15 protein-coding genes are annotated in these 15,992 nt (G+C 65.6%); 5 read left to right on the plus strand and 10 right to left on the minus strand.

The features are described from left to right. Positions 1–24 precede the first annotated feature (24 nt). The 5 genes from Q9293_RS05005 to Q9293_RS05025 all read right to left on the minus strand — a co-directional run bounded on the left by Q9293_RS05005 (position 25) and on the right by Q9293_RS05025 (position 3,697). A complete protein-coding gene (locus tag Q9293_RS05005; RefSeq protein WP_306250670.1) occupies positions 25–1,194 on the minus strand; it encodes a Re/Si-specific NAD(P)(+) transhydrogenase subunit alpha in 1,170 nt (389 codons plus the stop codon). A gap of 85 nt (positions 1,195–1,279) precedes the next feature. Beyond that, the gene (locus tag Q9293_RS05010; RefSeq protein WP_306250671.1) at positions 1,280–1,822 is read right to left on the minus strand and encodes a hypothetical protein; all 543 of its coding nucleotides are present in this window, start codon (positions 1,820–1,822) and stop codon (positions 1,280–1,282) included. Then, positions 1,812–2,351: a glycoside hydrolase family 108 protein gene (locus Q9293_RS05015; RefSeq protein WP_306250672.1), complete on the minus strand. Its 540-nt coding sequence runs from the start codon at positions 2,349–2,351 to the stop codon at positions 1,812–1,814. Before Q9293_RS05015 ends, Q9293_RS05010 begins: the two co-directional genes overlap by 11 nt. Next, positions 2,348–2,635: a hypothetical protein gene (locus Q9293_RS05020; RefSeq protein WP_306250673.1), complete on the minus strand. Its 288-nt coding sequence runs from the start codon at positions 2,633–2,635 to the stop codon at positions 2,348–2,350. The genes Q9293_RS05015 and Q9293_RS05020 overlap by 4 nt, the downstream gene beginning before the upstream one ends. Positions 2,636–2,806: 171 nt before the next feature. Next, positions 2,807–3,697 carry an IS481 family transposase gene (locus Q9293_RS05025; protein WP_306248254.1) on the minus strand — a complete coding sequence of 297 codons (891 nt, stop codon included), beginning with the start codon at positions 3,695–3,697 and terminating at the stop codon, positions 2,807–2,809. Positions 3,698–4,057: 360 nt separating this feature from the next. On the opposite strand from Q9293_RS05025, the gene Q9293_RS05030 reads away from it, so the two are divergent. The 4 genes from Q9293_RS05030 (at position 4,058) to Q9293_RS05045 (ending at position 9,574) form a co-directional block, all read left to right on the plus strand. Beyond that, entirely contained in the window at positions 4,058–5,047 is a 990-nt protein-coding gene (locus tag Q9293_RS05030; protein ID WP_306250675.1) for a sigma-54-dependent Fis family transcriptional regulator, read from the plus strand. Between the two features lie 164 nt (positions 5,048–5,211). Further along, a complete protein-coding gene (locus tag Q9293_RS05035) occupies positions 5,212–5,919 on the plus strand; it encodes a hypothetical protein (RefSeq protein WP_306250677.1) in 708 nt (235 codons plus the stop codon). 18 nt (positions 5,920–5,937) lie between these two features. Continuing rightward, positions 5,938–9,117 carry a hypothetical protein gene (locus tag Q9293_RS05040; RefSeq protein ID WP_306250679.1) on the plus strand — a complete coding sequence of 1,060 codons (3,180 nt, stop codon included), beginning with the start codon at positions 5,938–5,940 and terminating at the stop codon, positions 9,115–9,117. 61 nt (positions 9,118–9,178) lie between these two features. Continuing rightward, a complete protein-coding gene (locus Q9293_RS05045; protein WP_306250681.1) occupies positions 9,179–9,574 on the plus strand; it encodes a nuclear transport factor 2 family protein in 396 nt (131 codons plus the stop codon). Positions 9,575–9,580: 6 nt separating this feature from the next. On the opposite strand, the gene Q9293_RS05050 is transcribed toward Q9293_RS05045, so the two are convergent. Continuing rightward, positions 9,581–10,453 carry a radical SAM protein gene (locus Q9293_RS05050; protein WP_306250683.1) on the minus strand — a complete coding sequence of 291 codons (873 nt, stop codon included), beginning with the start codon at positions 10,451–10,453 and terminating at the stop codon, positions 9,581–9,583. Between the two features lie 96 nt (positions 10,454–10,549). Here Q9293_RS05050 and Q9293_RS05055 point away from each other — a divergent pair, with 96 nt between their 5' ends. Beyond that, positions 10,550–11,704 carry a pyridoxal phosphate-dependent aminotransferase gene (locus Q9293_RS05055; RefSeq protein WP_306250685.1) on the plus strand — a complete coding sequence of 385 codons (1,155 nt, stop codon included), beginning with the start codon at positions 10,550–10,552 and terminating at the stop codon, positions 11,702–11,704. A gap of 6 nt (positions 11,705–11,710) precedes the next feature. On the opposite strand, the gene Q9293_RS05060 is transcribed toward Q9293_RS05055, so the two are convergent. From Q9293_RS05060 to dapA, 4 genes are all read right to left on the minus strand, one after another. Further along, on the minus strand, positions 11,711–12,688 hold the full coding sequence (locus Q9293_RS05060) for a serine O-acetyltransferase (protein ID WP_306250687.1): 978 nt from the start codon (positions 12,686–12,688) through the stop codon (positions 11,711–11,713). 62 nt (positions 12,689–12,750) lie between these two features. After that, the gene (locus tag Q9293_RS05065; protein ID WP_306250689.1) at positions 12,751–14,040 is read right to left on the minus strand and encodes an O-acetylhomoserine aminocarboxypropyltransferase/cysteine synthase family protein; all 1,290 of its coding nucleotides are present in this window, start codon (positions 14,038–14,040) and stop codon (positions 12,751–12,753) included. A 132-nt stretch (positions 14,041–14,172) separates the two neighbouring features. Further along, positions 14,173–14,673 carry a DUF4395 domain-containing protein gene (locus Q9293_RS05070; RefSeq protein ID WP_306250691.1) on the minus strand — a complete coding sequence of 167 codons (501 nt, stop codon included), beginning with the start codon at positions 14,671–14,673 and terminating at the stop codon, positions 14,173–14,175. Then, positions 14,673–15,575, minus strand: a complete 903-nt coding sequence (gene dapA / locus Q9293_RS05075; RefSeq protein ID WP_306250693.1) for a 4-hydroxy-tetrahydrodipicolinate synthase — start codon at positions 15,573–15,575, stop codon at positions 14,673–14,675. The genes Q9293_RS05070 and dapA overlap by 1 nt, the downstream gene beginning before the upstream one ends. Positions 15,576–15,992: the final 417 nt, after the last annotated feature.

Here is a 15,992-nt window from a genome sequence, read left to right on the forward strand (position 1 = left end):
TTTCGGTGCGTGCGAGGAGCATCATCACGCCTTCCCTCCCTCGTTTTGGCCCAGTGCCTTGAGCGTGGGCCCGTGGACCACCTTCCCCTCATGGGTGACGGCGCAGCCCTTGAGGATGTCGTCCGCCCAGTCCAGGTTGAAGCGCTTGGCCTCCTTGTCCCAGAAGGCGGTCATGAAGTTCAGCAGGTTCCGCGAGAAGAGCATGCTGGCGTGGGTCGCCACGGTGGCAGGCAGGTTGAGCGGGGCGATGATCTTCACGCCGTTCACGTCGGTGGTGCCGCCCAGCTTCGACAGGGTGCAGTTCCCGCCGCCGTCGGCGCCCAGATCCACGATGACGGAGCCGGGCTTCATGGAGCGGACGATGGTTTCATCGATGAGCTTGGGCGCGAACACGCCGCCGATGAGGGCCGTGGTGATGACCACATCCACCGTGGCGCAGTGATCCGCCAGCAGCTTCGCCTGCAGGGCCTTGTCCTCGGCGGAGAGCTCGGTGGCGTAGCCGCCTCCAGCGGACGCACCCTGCTTCAGATCGATGCCCACGTACTTGCCGCCCACGGATTCGATCTGCTCTTTCACCTCGGGCCGGACATCCGTGGCGGTGACGCTGGCGCCCAGGCGCTTGGCCGTGGCGATGGCCTGCAGGCCCGCCACCCCCGCGCCGATGACGAAGACCTTGGCGGGCAGGGTGGTGCCCGCGGCGGTCATGAACATGGGGTAGTACTTGGGCAGCTCCATGGCGCCGATGAGCACGCCCTTGTAGCCGACGATGTTGGCCTGGCTCGACAGCGTGTCCATGGCCTGGGCGCGGGTGGTGCGGGGGATGCAGTCCGTGGAGAAGGCGGTGATGTTCCGCTCCGCCAGCCGCTGGACAGCCTCGAGATTCCGCGTGGGGAAGAGTGAAGCCAACAGCATGGCCCCGGGCTTCAGAAGGTCTGCTTCATGGCCGCCCTCGGGGCGGGCCTGGGGGGCGTTCACCTTCAGCAGGAAGTCGGCGTTTCCCCACAGCGACGCCGCATCTGCCATCATCGTGGCCCCCGCCGATTCGTAGGCGGAATCGGGGTAGTGGGCGGCGGCCCCGGCCCCGGCCTGCACAGCCACCTCGATGCCGAGCTGGATGAGTTTCTTGCAGGATTCGGGGTCCAACGCGACGCGGGTCTCGTCCGCCCTGATCTCTCTGGGTACGGCAATTCTCATGGGGGGCCTCGGCGTGATCATCCGCAGTAATGCGGACACCTTACCATTGGTTGGCCCCAAAGGTTCAATGCGGATTATTTATGACTCATCCCTGCGACTTGGCTGACATCAGTTCGGTCTTGCGGGCCGACCCGGCGCTGGAGCCGAAGTAGTAGCTCACCACGCCGATCCAGGCGGAGCCGAGGCTGCCTAGCATCACGTTGAGCACCTGGCTGTTGTTCAGGGCCGCGTTCGCGCTGTTGTGGATCAGGTAGCCCAGCAGGGAGAAGAAGCCGATGGTGATGAGGAAGGCCAGGACTTTGGGGGTCCAGTCCTGGGTTTTGATCTCCCGCTCCCGGGCGTTGGCGCGGTCCCCGGCCGCGATGGCCTCCAGGGCCTCGATGTTCTCGAAGCCCAGTTTCTGCATCTGCACGGCGAAATCCTGATCGGCCTTTTTGAGGGCGAGCAGTTGATCTGGATTGGCACCTTGGATGGCGGCCGAAAGGCTGTTGTCATCCTTCGCGGCGTCATCGGGCATGCCCAGGGCCTTGGTGAGCGCCAGGCCCGCGATGCCGCCCAGGGGGCCGCCCAACGCGGTGCCGATGGTGGGGGCGATGCTCTTGACGAGCGCTTTCCAATCAAACGACATGGGGGGCCTCCGGAATGCGATCCGCCCGCCTCAGCCAGCCCTTCAGGAACACGGACTGACTGGGATTGCGATCGACGATGGACTGGTAGTAGTTCTTCTGCGCCTGACAAAGGGCCTGCATGAGCGCCGAGGGGGATTGGGCGTTGGCGGCGCCGAGGGTCGCGGGCCCGGGTTGCCCATCCACGGAAATGGGTGCGGTGATCAGGGTGTTGAGGGCCTTCTGGAGCAGTTTGACGGCGACTTCCAGGCTGCAGTTCACCCCGATGTCGAACAGCTTGATGGCGATGGCGGCATCGGAAAGGCCATCCCAGCGCCAGTAATCGGTCCGGTAGATGGTGCTGGCCTGATCCTTGGTCAGATCCTTCACATCGCCAGGAAAGCCCAGCTCCGGGTGGGCGCCGTTCCACTTGTCGAGGTTGCGCTGGATGATGCCGAAGTTGGTGGCGCCGCCGGGATCGGCCGGATGGTTCACATAGCCGCCTTCATTGCCGAGGGTGAAGGCGAGGGCGTTATCAAGGGGACTGTTCAATGGGAGCTCCTGGGGGTGGGGGGACGCCAAGCTGGGTGGGAGCCTGAAACCTTCTCAACGCTCTGGTACAAGATCCGACCGTCTGCCAGGTCGAGGCGGGCGATGCGCTGATCGGCCACCAGGAGGGCCAAGGCCTCTTGCACGGCCTCGACCGTGACCGAGTAGGCAGGGGCGGGAAGCCACCAGTTGGCGATGCCCTCCAGGCTGTCGGCGGCCTCGGGATGATCGTGAAGGTACGCCAGGATGCCCTGACACAGGCTGTTGGAATGAGAGGCGGAGGGCATGGAGCACCCGGGGTGGTGCGGAACCCGTGCAAGTGGTGGGCCAAAGGGGTAAATGTGGTTTTGGTGCCAATTAGGAATTGAACCTTCCGATCGCAAACCCACCGGGCTGGCGGGTTGGCCGGTGCTGGCATACCTAAGTTGAAGGATTTCGACAGGCTTACCGTAGTGGCACTAGGTGTCGGTGCCAACGAGGTTGACCAGCCGGGTAACCGGGGGCTGACCACCTAAGGCCTTGTGGGGCCTGTGGTGATTGTAGAAGTGGAGCCAGGCGCCGAGCGCCTGGTTTCTTTCGTCTGAGCTCTGCCAGGTGGGACCGTAGGCCCACTCTCGCAGGGCCGTCTGGATGAGGCGCTCGGCCTTGCCGTTGGTCCGTGGGCGGTAGGGGCGGGTGCGGCTGTGCGTGAGGCCGAAGGCTTCGCGCATGGCCTTGAACGCCTTGGACCGGTAGGGCGAGCCGTTGTCGGTCAGCAGCTTGCGGGCGGTGACGCCCCGGGCCTGGAAGTGCAACAGCGCCCTCTGGAGGAATGAGGCAGTGGTCTCCTTCTTCTCGTCCGGGAGCACTTCCATGTAGCAGGCCCGCGAGTGGTCGTCCGAGCAGACATGGAGCACCTGGTAGCCCGCATCGCGGTTCTTGTGGTGGCGGATGCCTGTGGCGCGGTGGCCCACTTCGTGGAAGTTGGCGAGCTTCTTGGTGTCCAGGTGGAGGAGGTCGCCGGGGGCCGCGTGTTCGTAGCGGTTGTCGGGTTCCTTGGGCTGGAGGTCCGAAGCCTTGGAGATGCGCGCCTTGCGGAGCCAGAAGCCCACGGTGGAACGGGGCACGCCCAGTTCCGAGGCAATCCGGATCGCCGCCTGGCCCCGCCGCCTTCGACCTACGGCCTCGACGACGAGGCCAAGCTCGTGGCTTCGCGCCAGGCGATGCGGCTGGCTGGAGCGATCCAGGAGTCCGGCCGGACCCTCTGTTTTGAACCGAGCGAGCCATCGGTAGGCCCTGCGCGTGCTGATTCCTATGGATTCAGCCGCATCCCGGACCGTCCAGTCCTCCTCCAGAACGCGCTTCACCATTAATGCTCGACTGGCGGGGCAAGACTTTGCTGAACTGTGGAGGTTCACCCGAGGCTCCGAGAAAGCTGTTTGTTGGCGCTTTCAGCTTCCCAGATCTCGGGTGAACAACCTGATTGGCACTTACAACTAGGGTGGGTTGATCTTGACCCAGGCCTTTCGGCAGGGGGCTGCGGGAAGGGTGCCGAGGTCGATTTCCTAATGAATGTCCGCAATGCATATGCAAAACATGACATTGGACTTCTTAGGTGTAATGGTTAAAAAAAGGCATTGAATGTTTATTGTGATTCTATGTGTTGGGCCTATAGTGCCTCATCGATCCATTTGTGGCCAACGACCTTCCCGCCGATCCAAGGAGGCCCCTTGATTGGGCAATCGCCAGCCTTTCAAGCCACCGTTCGCCTCATGGCCCGCATGGCGGCCTGCGATGCGCCGGTGTTGATCGAAGGCGAAACGGGCACCGGCAAAGAACTGGCCGCCCGCGCCATCCACTACCAGAGCGCCCGTCGGGATGGGCCCTTCATCCCGGTGAACTGCGGCGCCATCCCGGATTCCCTCATCGAAAGCGAACTGTTCGGCCACCGCAAGGGCGCCTTCACGGATGCCAAGGATCATCAGCCGGGCCTGGTGGTCCTCGCAGAGGGAGGCACGCTCTTTCTGGATGAAGTGGATGCCCTCTCCGCGAAGGGGCAGGTGACCCTGCTGCGTTTCCTGCAGGATCAGGAGTTCAGGCCGCTGGGGGCGCGCCGGGTGGAGCACGGGAATGTCCGCATCCTGGCCGCCAGCAATGCCAGCTTGCCCCTGCTGGCGGAGAAGGGCGCCTTCCGCTCCGACCTGCTCTACCGTCTGCGGATCCTCTGCCTGGAACTGGCGCCACTGAGGCATCGGCGGGGGGATGTGGAACTGCTGGCCGGTTGGTTTCTGGAGGCCTGCGATAAGCGCTTCGGCCTCGGGCTGAAAACCATCCATCCCGATTCCCTGCGATGGATGAACGAGTATCACTGGCCCGGAAACATCCGTGAACTCGAGAACCTCCTCTACCGGGAGTATCTGCTTTCCGAAGGTGTCCTGATGCGCATCGACGCGCCCAAGAGCCTGCATGCACCTAAGCCTGGAGCGCGCAGCAGGACGGGAGGGGATCTCCTGTTCCATCGTGCCAAGGCCCAGGCTGTGGAGGCCTTCGAGCGCGACTACCTGGTGGGCTTGCTGGGCCGGGCCGGGGGCAACGTGAGTCTGGCGGCCAAGCTGGCTGGCAAGGAGCGGCGCAGCCTGGGCAAGCTGCTGAAGAAGTACGGGCTGGGCCAAGCTCCCAGGGGGAATGCCCGCTTCCTGGACGACCCCCTTTCCGCCTGAACAGTGGGTGTGTTTCGACCCAGGGCGGGGCGCATGGTGACCCTGGGCTTGGGCATCCATACCATCCAAATCACGTTTTGAGACAGCTTCGAGTGCCCATCCCAACTGGTGCGCAGGTTGCACACGAGAAAACATCCGACCCAATCCATCCCCGGAGGTTCAACATGGCGAATCAACCGCATCCTCAGCGCATCGGACTCATCCCCGAGCACGACTCGAAACACGGCGGGCGCCTGGGGCGGCACCTCCATTTTGACGACCGCAGTTGGAACTTCCCGGTGCGTCTTCTCAAAGGGGCCGCCATCCAGACCCACACCTGGGATCGGCCGACCAAGCCCTTCAATCAAGGCGAACTGGGCTCCTGCACCGGCAATGGCGCCGTGGGCGTGGCCTGCACCAAGCCCTATCGGCAGGCCGGTGTCCGCTACACCGAGGCCTTGGCCAAGAAGGTCTACAGCCACGCGACTCACGATGACACCATCGTGGGCGCCTGGCCGCCGAAGGATACCGGTTCCACCGTGCTGGGCGCCATGAAGGCGCTGAAGCAACTGGGCCTGGCCAAGGGCTACCACTGGTGCTTCAGCCTGGATGATGTGCTCAAGACGCTCTCGACCCTGGGCCCCGTCGAGGTGGGGGTGAACTGGTACGAAGGCTTCGACAAGCCGGATGCCAAGGGATTGGTGAAGGTGGGCGGCTCCGTGCGCGGGGGGCATGCCTTTGAACTGCTGGGTGTGGATGTGGAGAAGAAATTGGTCTGGGCCATCAATTCCTGGGGTTCGGATTGGGGACTGGAAGGCCGCTTCGCCTTTTCCTGGAAGGATCTGGACCGCCTCCTCCACGAGGATGGCGAAGCCTCCACCCTCACGCTCTAGGCCTGACCAGGGTTTCCTTTGAGCAAGGTCTTTTCTCCCCTGACCCTCGGCGTGGGATTCACGGCCCTGCTTGCGCTGGTGCCGGGCCTGGGCCTGGGTTCCACCAGTCCCAAGCCCGTGATGGCGGCGGTTGCCAAAACCGCTGAGACCCAGGAAAGCCCTGGTAGGGGCGGGGTGGGAACCCTCTTGGAACAGTGCCTGCGGGACCGGGCCCGGGCTGGCATCGCGCCCGTGGACGTGACGATCCTGACCCTTCCGGACCCTCAGCGGACGAACATGGGCTTGTGGTTCGACCTGCGCCTGAACGCCGTGCAGCGGGCCTTTCGCACCTTCGATTTCCTGCCCCGGAGCTTCTACCTGCCCTGGGGCGCCAAAGCGAAAGAAGGGGGAGATGCCGGTGTTTCGTCGGCCTTCCCCGAACCGGGGTTGGGCCTCATCTGGTTCGCCCGGGAGGGGGCCGCTCCGGCCTACCACGCGCTGTTCATCGTGGGGGAAAGCCAGGCCCTGGGCGTGAACCGCGAGGCCCTCCGCCAGGCCCTGCAGCTGGCGGCCAGGGTGGTTCCCGCCGACGCGGGCCGTCGAGTCTCGATTCTGGGCCCCCAATTCTCCGGGAGCCTGACCTCCCTGGGCGCTGGGCTGGAGGCCCACTTCAAGGATCCTTCTGCCTTGAATGTGCGCGTCCAGGGCACCACCACCCTCGATGCCAGTGGCACCAAGCTGCTGCGAGAGGCCCTCGGTCCCGTGGAGCCCAGGCGGCTGGAGATCTCCACCTGGCTCTGCAACCTTTCGGGAACCGCCAAGGAGAGCCTGCTGAGCTGGTACATGAAGGAGGCTGGCTGGCCCCGGGATGCTTCCAAAGTGGCGCTGTTTACAGAAGCGAACACGGCCTATCGGCGGGAGGTGCAGGCCGGTGAAGCGATGACGCAGATCCTCTTTCCCATGGGGCTGTCGCGGCTCCGCTCCGAGCGGCAGGCCATGGAGCGCAGCCTGGGGAAGGATGGCGCCTCGGAGCTGGTGCTTCCCTCCAGCCTCCTGGGACCGGCCCAGGAAGAGACGCAGCGGGGGCTGGATACGGTGCCTCAGTTTGCTGGCGACACCATCCGGAACACGGAGCTCACCCTCGCGGGAACGATCCTGAGTCTGGCCCGGCGGGGCTATACCCACGTGGGCATTTCCGCCAGTGATCCCCAGGATCTGATGTTCCTGGCCGAGCGGATCCGCGCCTACCATCCTTCGTGCACACTCTTCACCACCAGCGGGAACCACAGCCTGTTCGCCCACCCCAACGTCAGTCAGGCCATGGATGGCATGGTGATGTTCGGCGGGTATCCCGTGACAGACTCTGTGCGCGCCCTTTCCCTGCAGAAAGGAGAGCTGGAATCCCCGGTGCGGTTCACCTCCGAGGGTGAATACGCCACCTACTACGCGACCCTGCTCCTGCTGGACCCGGCCCGTGCCAAGGATCCCGAGCGGGCCTTCTGGGGGCGCCAGGGCTACGTGTCCATCGTGAAGGGCGGCAGTGTGTGGCCCCTGCGGCATGGTGGGTTGGCAGTGGCCCGTGAGGGCGGGTTGGTGTGGGATCACGATGTCGAAGGGCGGTATCGCGAGGTGGCCACCCAGAGCAAAGACCTCGTCCAGTACGTGCATTCCCGTTTGCGGCAGCTGGCGTTGTTGCTGGTGGGCCTGGGACTGGCGATGGTGTGGGTGTTCCTGGGCCCGCTCCTGGGGGTGGCCAAGGTGCCCAGCCATGAGCCCGGCCTGAGCCCCTATCGCAACCTCCTGGCGGGTGCGGTGCTCGCCCTGGGCACCCTCAGCTTCCTGGCCATGGGCTATGTCCTGCCGCTGGCGGTGCTGAGAGGATCGCCCTGGCGGGATCCCTTTCTGGGGATGAGCCTGCTGGTGTGGGCCGCACTCGTGGGGCTGACGTTCTGGGCCCTCTCCGGTCGCCTGGGCGCCATGCGGGCCCTCCTGCTGTCGCTTTTGGCGCTGGTGCCAGCCGCCCTCATGGCCCTCTGGGGACCGAAGCATTTCCTGGACTACATGCCGAACTATCTGCGGTTCTCGTCGCCCGGGCGGGGCATTTCGATGCTGCCGACCATGGTCCTTCTGGCGGCGGGCCTCGCCCTTTTGCTGCGCACCTGGTTCGCGGTGCGGCGCCAGGGGCACGAGGCCTTCTGGCCTGCGCCGCTGGGCCTCAGCGATCCGCAGATCCTTCGACTCTGCCATCTCCGAGGACTCCAGTTCCAGCCCTGGACCTTTGCCATCGTGGCCATTCTCGCAGGCTTTCAATGGTTCCTGCCGGGCGGCATCATCCGGCCGCTGATGGAGGGGCAGGGGGCCACCCTGGTCGTGGTGGCCGTGGCCAGCGGGTTGTTCACGGCGAGCCTGTTCCTGTTCTGGCAGTTTCACCGGGGCTGGCAGGACCTGCGCCGGGTGCTGGAGGTGCTCGATTTCAGCTCGTATCGCGCGGCCTTCGCCGAGGTGGGTGGGCTGGTGGAGTGGAACGCCATGCGGGCCATGGGCCGGGGGCTGTGGATGCATCGGTCCAGCCTCCGCGGGCGGGAGATCCTGAACGAGCAGAGGGACTGGGTGGCGGAGGTGGAGCCGGATTTCCCGGCCCACCTTGAAGCGCTGGATGCCATCGAGGAGGGCACTTCCAAGACGCGGCTGGGCCTGGGCGAGTATCAGAAGTGGCGGGTCCGCCTGGCGGTGGCCCTCGAAATGACGGCCTGCGGAGACGCTGTGGCGGCCGCCTGCGGGAAAAACCCCGCTGGGGCCATGGCCCATCAAGCAGAAGTGGATCTCTTCAAGGCCCTGCGGGCGGTTCACTTCATCCGTCAGGCCTTCCTGGTCATGCGCCATCTGCTCATCGGTTCCGTGGGCACGCTGATCCTGCTCGTGCTGGGCGTGGCGGCTTTCGACTTTCAACCGAAGAATGATGTGCTGATCCTGCTTTGCGGCGCGCTGCTGATCATGGCCGCCTGGGCGGGCATGGCCATCCTGAACATGGAGCGGGATCCCCTGCTCAGCCTCATGGAAGGCACCCAGGCCGGGGAAGTGAAGCTGAGCCTGGGGCTGGTGGAGAACGGCTTCCGCTTCGTGCTGGTGCCCCTTCTGCTCCTGCTGGCGACCCTCAATCCTTCCTTCGGTGGTCTCCTGGTGCAGGTGTTCAACCCGCTCATGCATCTTCTGAAGTGATCCGACGCCACAGGGCCTGGCCGTGCTTCAATCAGCTGTCTGCCTGTTGGAGGGAGCCCGCATGATCCCATCGCTCATCCTGGCCGCTGCCCTTGTCCTGGGCGCCGCACCGGCCCCTGATGCCACCCCGGAAGTCGTGGTGCAGAAGCAGGTGGAGGCCTACAACGCCCACAACCTGGATGCCTTTGTCGCCTGCTATGACGCGACCATTGAATTCCGCACCATGGACGGCAGGGTGGGCCCGGAAAAGGGCGTGGCGGCGCTTCGCAAGGGCTACGACGATCTCTTCAAACGCTTTCCCGCCTTGAAGGTGACGATCCTCAAGCGCATCACCCAGGGTGCCTTCGTCATCGACCAGGAGCAGGCCGAAGGCATGGGGCCCAATCCGGTGACCGTCACGGCCATCTACGAAGTGACGAAGGGCAGGATCGTCCACGTGTGGTTCATAGAGGGCTAAAACGCGTTAGAGCCCCCGCGACCACTCGGGCCGCAGGGCCACGCGTCCCGCCAGGGCTTCATCGATGGCGGCCAGGATGGAATCCCGGTCCCGCGGCAGGCGACCGCCGATGGGCAGGTAGCTGGAGGCATGGTTGGAGCGGAAGATGGCGCCGCTGGGCTGGGCCTCCTCCACGAACCAGCGCTGCTCTTGCAGCAGCTCATGCACGTCGGGCAGCTCGAAACGCCCCTGATCCTCCAGCCTTGAGATGGGGGTTCCCGGCACCACCGTGAGCGTGAGCGTCGACAGGAACTTGGGATCCATGGCTGTGGCCAGGCGCCCGGAGGCCCGCGCGTGCTCCTCGCTGCGTTCGCGACCTCCGGCGCCCAACAGGAAGATGAGGGACTGGTCCATGCCGGCTTCCCGGGCCTTGCGGGCGGCTTCGGCGTGCTCGGCGGCGGTGGCGCCCTTGGCGATGCGCCGCAGGGTGACGTCATCGCCGGATTCGGGGCCGATGTAGAGCAGCGACAGGCCCAGCTCCCGCAAGCGCTGAAGCTCCTCGGGCGTTTTCTCCAGCAGGTTGCGGGCCGTGGCGTAGGTGCTCACCCGGCGCAGGCGCGGGAAGGCCTGGGCCAGGGCCCGCAGGATGGGTTCCCAATGGCCCATGTCCATGCCCAGCGGATCGCCGTCGGCCACGAAGACATGGCGAACCAGGTCCGCGAAGCGGCCGCCGGCCTCGGTGATGTCGGCCAACACATCGTCAAGGGGGCGCACCCGGTACTGCTTGTCCCGGTACATGGCGCAGTAGGTGCAGGCGTTCCAGGAACACCCGAGGGTGGCCTGGAGGATGAAGGAATCGGCCTCACTGGGCGGGCGGAAGAGGGGTTCGTCGTAGCGCACGGGTTCATTCTCTCGCAAACGGGACCCGTGCGGGATTCTTGGCGCAGTGAGAGTGTGTGCGCCACAATCACAACAGGCCTGATCCCTTGGAGCACCATGCGCACCGCCCAACGCACCCACGGCTTCACCGAATCGGTCATTCGCGGCATGACGCGGCTGGCCAACGAGCATGGGGCCATCAACCTGGCCCAGGGCTTTCCCAATTTCCCGGCGCCGGGCATCATCAAGCAGGCTGCGGTGGCGGCCATCCGGGCCGACGTGAATCAGTACGCCATCACCTGGGGCTCGAAGCGCCTGCGGGAAGCGCTGTCGCGGAAGATGCAGGCCTTCTACGGTCTGGCGGTGGATCCGGAAACGGAAATCACGGTGACTTGCGGTGCCACCGAAGCCATGGCCTCCGTGCTGCTGGCCCTGGTGGACCCCCGCGAAGAAGTGGTGGTCTTCGAGCCCTGGTACGAGAACTACGGCCCCGACGCGGTGCTCTGCGGCGCGAAGCCCGTGAACGTGCCGCTGCCCGTGGGCCAGCCCCTGGACCTTGACCGGTTGGCCCGTGCCTTCGGGCCGCAGACCCGCGCCATCATCCTGAACACGCCCAACAACCCCACGGGCAAGGTCTTCACGGCCGAGGAGTTGGCGGGCATCGCGGCGCTGTGCCAACGGCATGACGCCTATGTCATCACCGATGAGATCTACGAACACATCGTCTACGACGGCGTGCACATCCCCATGGCCACGCTGCCGGGCATGGCGGAGCGCACCATCACCATTTCGGGTGCCTCGAAAACCTACGCCATCACGGGCTGGCGCATCGGCACCATCATCGCCCCGCGGGAGCTGACGGCCGCCATCCGCAAGGTGCACGACTTCCTCACGGTGGGCGCGCCCGCGCCCCTGCAGGACGCCGTCGCGGTGGCCATGGATGAACTGCCCCGCGGCTACTACACCGAAATGGCCGAGGCCTACCGTCAGCGCCGCGACCTGCTCTGCGGCGCGCTGACCCGTGCGGGCTTCCAGCTGCAACCGCCCCAGGGCGCCTACTACGTGCTGGCGGACTACTCGGCACTGAGCCAGGAGGATGATGTGGCCTTTGCCACCCGCCTGGTGAAAGAGGCCGGCGTGGCCACGGTGCCGCTCTCGAGCTTCATCTCCGATCCGGCCTCGTCGCGCATGGTGCGCTTCGCCTTCTGCAAGACCGATGACCTGCTGGAGACTGCAGCACAGCGCCTGCTGGCCTTCGCCTCCAGCCGGTGATCATCCTCAAATCATCCAGTCATCGGGCAGCGCCTGCTTGAATTCCTGGGGCTTGCGGTCCTTGTATTGCAGTTCGGGGTTCTTCACGCTGACGCGCGTTTGCGGCGGCACGGACTGGGTGACGAACACGTTGCTGCTGATGATCGCTTCTTCGCCGATGACGGTTTCGCCGCCCAGGATGGAGGCGCCGGAGTAGACGGTGACGCGATCTTTCAAGGTGGGATGGCGCTTCACACCGCGAAGGGATTGGCCGCCCCGCGTGGAGAGCGCTCCCAGGGTGACGCCCTGATAGATCTTCACGTACTGGCCGATGGTGGTGGTTTCGCCGATGACCACGCCGGTGCCGTGGTCGATGAAGAAATAGTCGCCGATGGTGGCGCCCGGGTGGATGTCCACGCCCGTGAGGGCGTGGGCATACTCGCTCATGATGCGGGGAATGAGGGGCACGTTCAGGCCGTGCAGTTCGTGGGCGATGCGGTGCACGGTGATGGCGAACACGCCAGGGTAGGAGAAGATCACTTCGTCGGTGTCGCCGGCGGCGGGATCACCGTCGAAGGCCGCCTGCACGTCCGTGGCGAGGGTGGCGCGCAGCCTGGGGATGGCGGCGAGGAAGGTCTGCACGATGGATTCGGCGGTGGCCTCCACATCCTGGCAGGGACTTCCGTGACGCGTGGCCTGGTGGCGCAGCACGTTGAGGATCTGCTCAAGGAGCAGGCCCCGGATCTCGCCCAGCAGCTCGCCCACGTAGTACTCGAGGGTCTGAGTGGTCAGGTTCTGCTTGCCGAAGTATCCGGGGAAGAGCAGCTCGCGCAGCTTCTTCACCAGATCGATCACCGCGTCCCGGTTTGGCAGGGAGCCTGCATCGATGTGGCGGGTGAGGGGTTCCGCCAGATCGCTGGCCACGATGGCCGCCACCAGCGCGGTGAAATCGCTGGAGGAACGGTCAACCCGCTTCAGAGGGCGGATGGGGGACGCCTGGGGCATGGGGACTCCGGATCGAGGGGTGCGTGCGGGCCTGGATGATTGTAAGGACAAGTGCGAGGGAATCAGGCCTTGGAAAGCCCGTCCTCCAGCGCTTCCAGAAGGTCATCGATGTGCTCGAGGCCGATGGAGAGGCGGATCAGGTCGGGCGTCAGACCTCCTTCGCGCTGCTGTGCCTCACTGAGCTGAGAATGCGAGGTGCTGGCAGGGTGGAGGATGAGGCTCTTGGCGTCGCCCACGTTGGCCAGGTGGGAGAAGAGGGATATGCCGTCGATGAGCTTCACGGCGGCGTCATAGCCGCCCTTGATGCCGAAGACCACCACGCCGCCGAAACCCTTCTTGAGATACCGGCTCACGAGGGAGTGGCTGGGATCGCCGGTCAGGCCGGGATACCGGACCCAGGCCACCTTGGGGTGCTTCTGGAGGAACTGGGCCACGGCCAGCGCGTTCTCGCTGTGGCGCACGATGCGCAGGGGCAGCGTCTCCAGGCCCTGGAGGAACAGCCAGGCATTGTCGGGGGAGATGGCGGCGCCCAGGTTGCGCAGGGGCACGGTGCGGGCCCGCAGGATGTAGGCGAGGGGGGACAGCGAATCGGGCAGGTCAAAGGCCCAGTGCAGGCCGTGGTAGTTGGGATCGGGTTCCGTGAAGAGGGGATGGCGTCCACTGGTCCAGTCGAACGTTCCGGAATCGGTGATGATGCCGCCGATGCCCGTGCCGTGGCCGCCGATCCACTTGGTCAGCGAGTTCACCACGATGTCGGCGCCGTGCTTGATGCTCTGGAGCAGGTAGGGCGTGGTGAAGGTGGCATCCACGATCAGGGGCAGGCCGTTGCGGTGGGCCACTGCGGCGATCTTCTCGATGTCGGCCACTTCCAGGGCGGGGTTGCCGATGCTCTCGATGAAGATGGCGCGGGTGTTCTCGGTGATGGCTTTCTGGAAGTTCTCCGGGTCTTTGGGATCCACGAAGGTGGTCTTGATGCCGAAGGTGGGGAGGATGGAATCGAATTGGGTGTAGGTGCCGCCGTAGAGGTTGTTGGCGCTGACGATTTCATCGCCCACCCGGGCCAGGGTGATGATGGCGTAGAAGATGGCAGACGTGCCTGAGGCCACGGCCAGGGAGGCCGCGCCGCCCTCAAGCTGGGTGATGCGCTGCTCCAGCACATCCTGGGTGGGGTTGCCGATGCGGGTGTAGATGTTCCCCAGCTCCTTCAGGGCGAACAGATTGGCGGCGTGTTCGGTGCTCTTGAACACGTACGAGCTGGTTCGGTGCACGGGCACGCCTCGGCTGAGGGTGATCGGATCGGGGGTTTGGCCGCCGTGCAGGGCGATGGTCTCGGGGCGGTAGGACTGGCTCATGGGAGTCTCCAAGGGGAAGGTTGGCGCTGGGGTGGGAAAAGGTGTTCCATGGCTCTCGTGGGTGCCTCGTGGGGGATTTCGTTCGACCTCGCTCGACAGCGTCCGACATGGCGCGGCAAGGGGTGGGCACGCTTAGTCCGCTGCATGGGCGGCATCCTTCCGGGCGAGCAGGGACTGGAGAAGGCTGTGGGCCTTGCAGCCCACGCAGTAGCCGAAGAAGGCCTCCAGCGCGGCGCAGAGCAGCAGAAGCGATGCGATCACCAGGGCTGTCGTGCCGTGCTGGCGCCACAGGGCGAGGGCGAAGCCCAGGGAGAAGAGCGCGCCGAGGAGCGCCGCAAATCGTTTGGGGCCCGCATTGATGGGCTGAGGGGCCCAGCCCACGGCCGCGCGAAGGGCCTTTGCGACCTGGGCGATGAGGCTGAAGGTCGTCCATCCGCGGCTTCGCAGGGCGAAATCCGCGGCCAGAAGCAGGGGGATCCACCACCGACCGAGCCAGAGGCCTGACAGGGCGATAGCCAGCACAAGGCCAGCGCCGATGCGCGTGGCGCGTTCATCGACCAGGTCGGGGGAGATGGGGCAGTTCTCAGGCATGGCGGCTTCCAGGGGGGGACGGGATGAAAGGGGAGCGGACATCAGGCCACCAGGGCCCTCTGCATGGCGGCGGCCAGAACCTTGCGTGTCTCCAGCGAGGCGGCCATCAAGGGCACCCGCAGGTGATTGCCGCACACGCCCAGATGTTTGAGCAGGGCCTTGAGGGGGATGGGATTGCTTTCGTGGAAGAGGGCCTCGATGAGCGGGGCAAGCTGCTCCTGCAGGCGCGCGGCTTCCTCCGTGCGCCCCGCCAGGGCCGTGCGCACCAGTTCCGCCACCCATTCGGGATAGGCGTTCCCCAGGACGCTGACCAGCCCGCGGGCGCCCAGGGCGATGCTCGGCGCGGCCAGGGCGTCATCTCCCGCCAGCAGCAGTTTGCCCATGGGGAGGTCCCGGGCGATCTGCTCGATCTGGGCCAGGTCCCCGCTGCTCTCCTTCACGCCGATGAGTTCCGGGATGCGCCACAGGGCCCTCAGTGTGGCCGGTTCCAGGTTCACGCCGGTGCGCGAAGGCACGTTATAGGCGAGCAGGGGAAAGCCGGGAACGGCCTCGGCGATGGCCTGGTAGTGGGCCACCAGGCCGTTCTGCGTGGGGCGGTTGTAGTAGGGCGTCACCACGAGGGCAGCGCGGGCGCCCAGCTGCCGTGCGCGGCGGGTCCAGGCGATGGCCTGCCGGGTGGAGTTTGATCCGGTGCCGACGATCACCGGGCGTCCCGCCGCTTCCTCCAGGGCCGCGAGGAGGACCACGTCGCGCTCCACGTCTTCCAGGGCGGAGGCCTCGCCGGTGGATCCCAGCGGCAGGACAGCCTGAGCCCCGCCCTTGAGGGCCCGGCGCACCAGGCGCCGCAGGGCGGGAAGGTCAATGACGTGCTCCTCGGTGAAGGGGGTCGGCAGGGCCACGGTGAGCCCCGACAGCTGCCGGGCGATGACGGAAAGGTGATTCATGAGGCCCACCATTCGGAGAGGCGGTCGAGGGAACCGCCGTGGGGGGTGTTTGACAGGCCGGTTTGGGGCGGGGCGGTGGACAGGACATCAACCTTCCCCACCGGCATGCTCAGCGGAATGAGGAGGGCTTCCTCGTTGGGAAGGAGGCCTGTAAAGGGAACAGCTCCTTCCCGGAAACCCAGACCACCCCGATCCACCTCCAGCAGGATGACTGCCCGTTGGGGATGTCCAAAAGCGGGACCAGGGCCCCTTCCGGCTTCAGCTGAACCAGATGGGTTGGTTAGGGGAGGACCCTCGAACCTGGTTCCGCGGCGAAAAAGCCCGGGGGTACGGTCTTGAAGATGGATATGGCTGTCCTTGCCCATGGTCGCTTCCCTGTGTGTGTGGACTGCGGCTTTCCATGGGACCGTCAGGTCC

Source organism: Geothrix sp. PMB-07 (assembly GCF_030758935.1).
Lineage (GTDB): Bacteria > Acidobacteriota > Holophagae > Holophagales > Holophagaceae > Geothrix.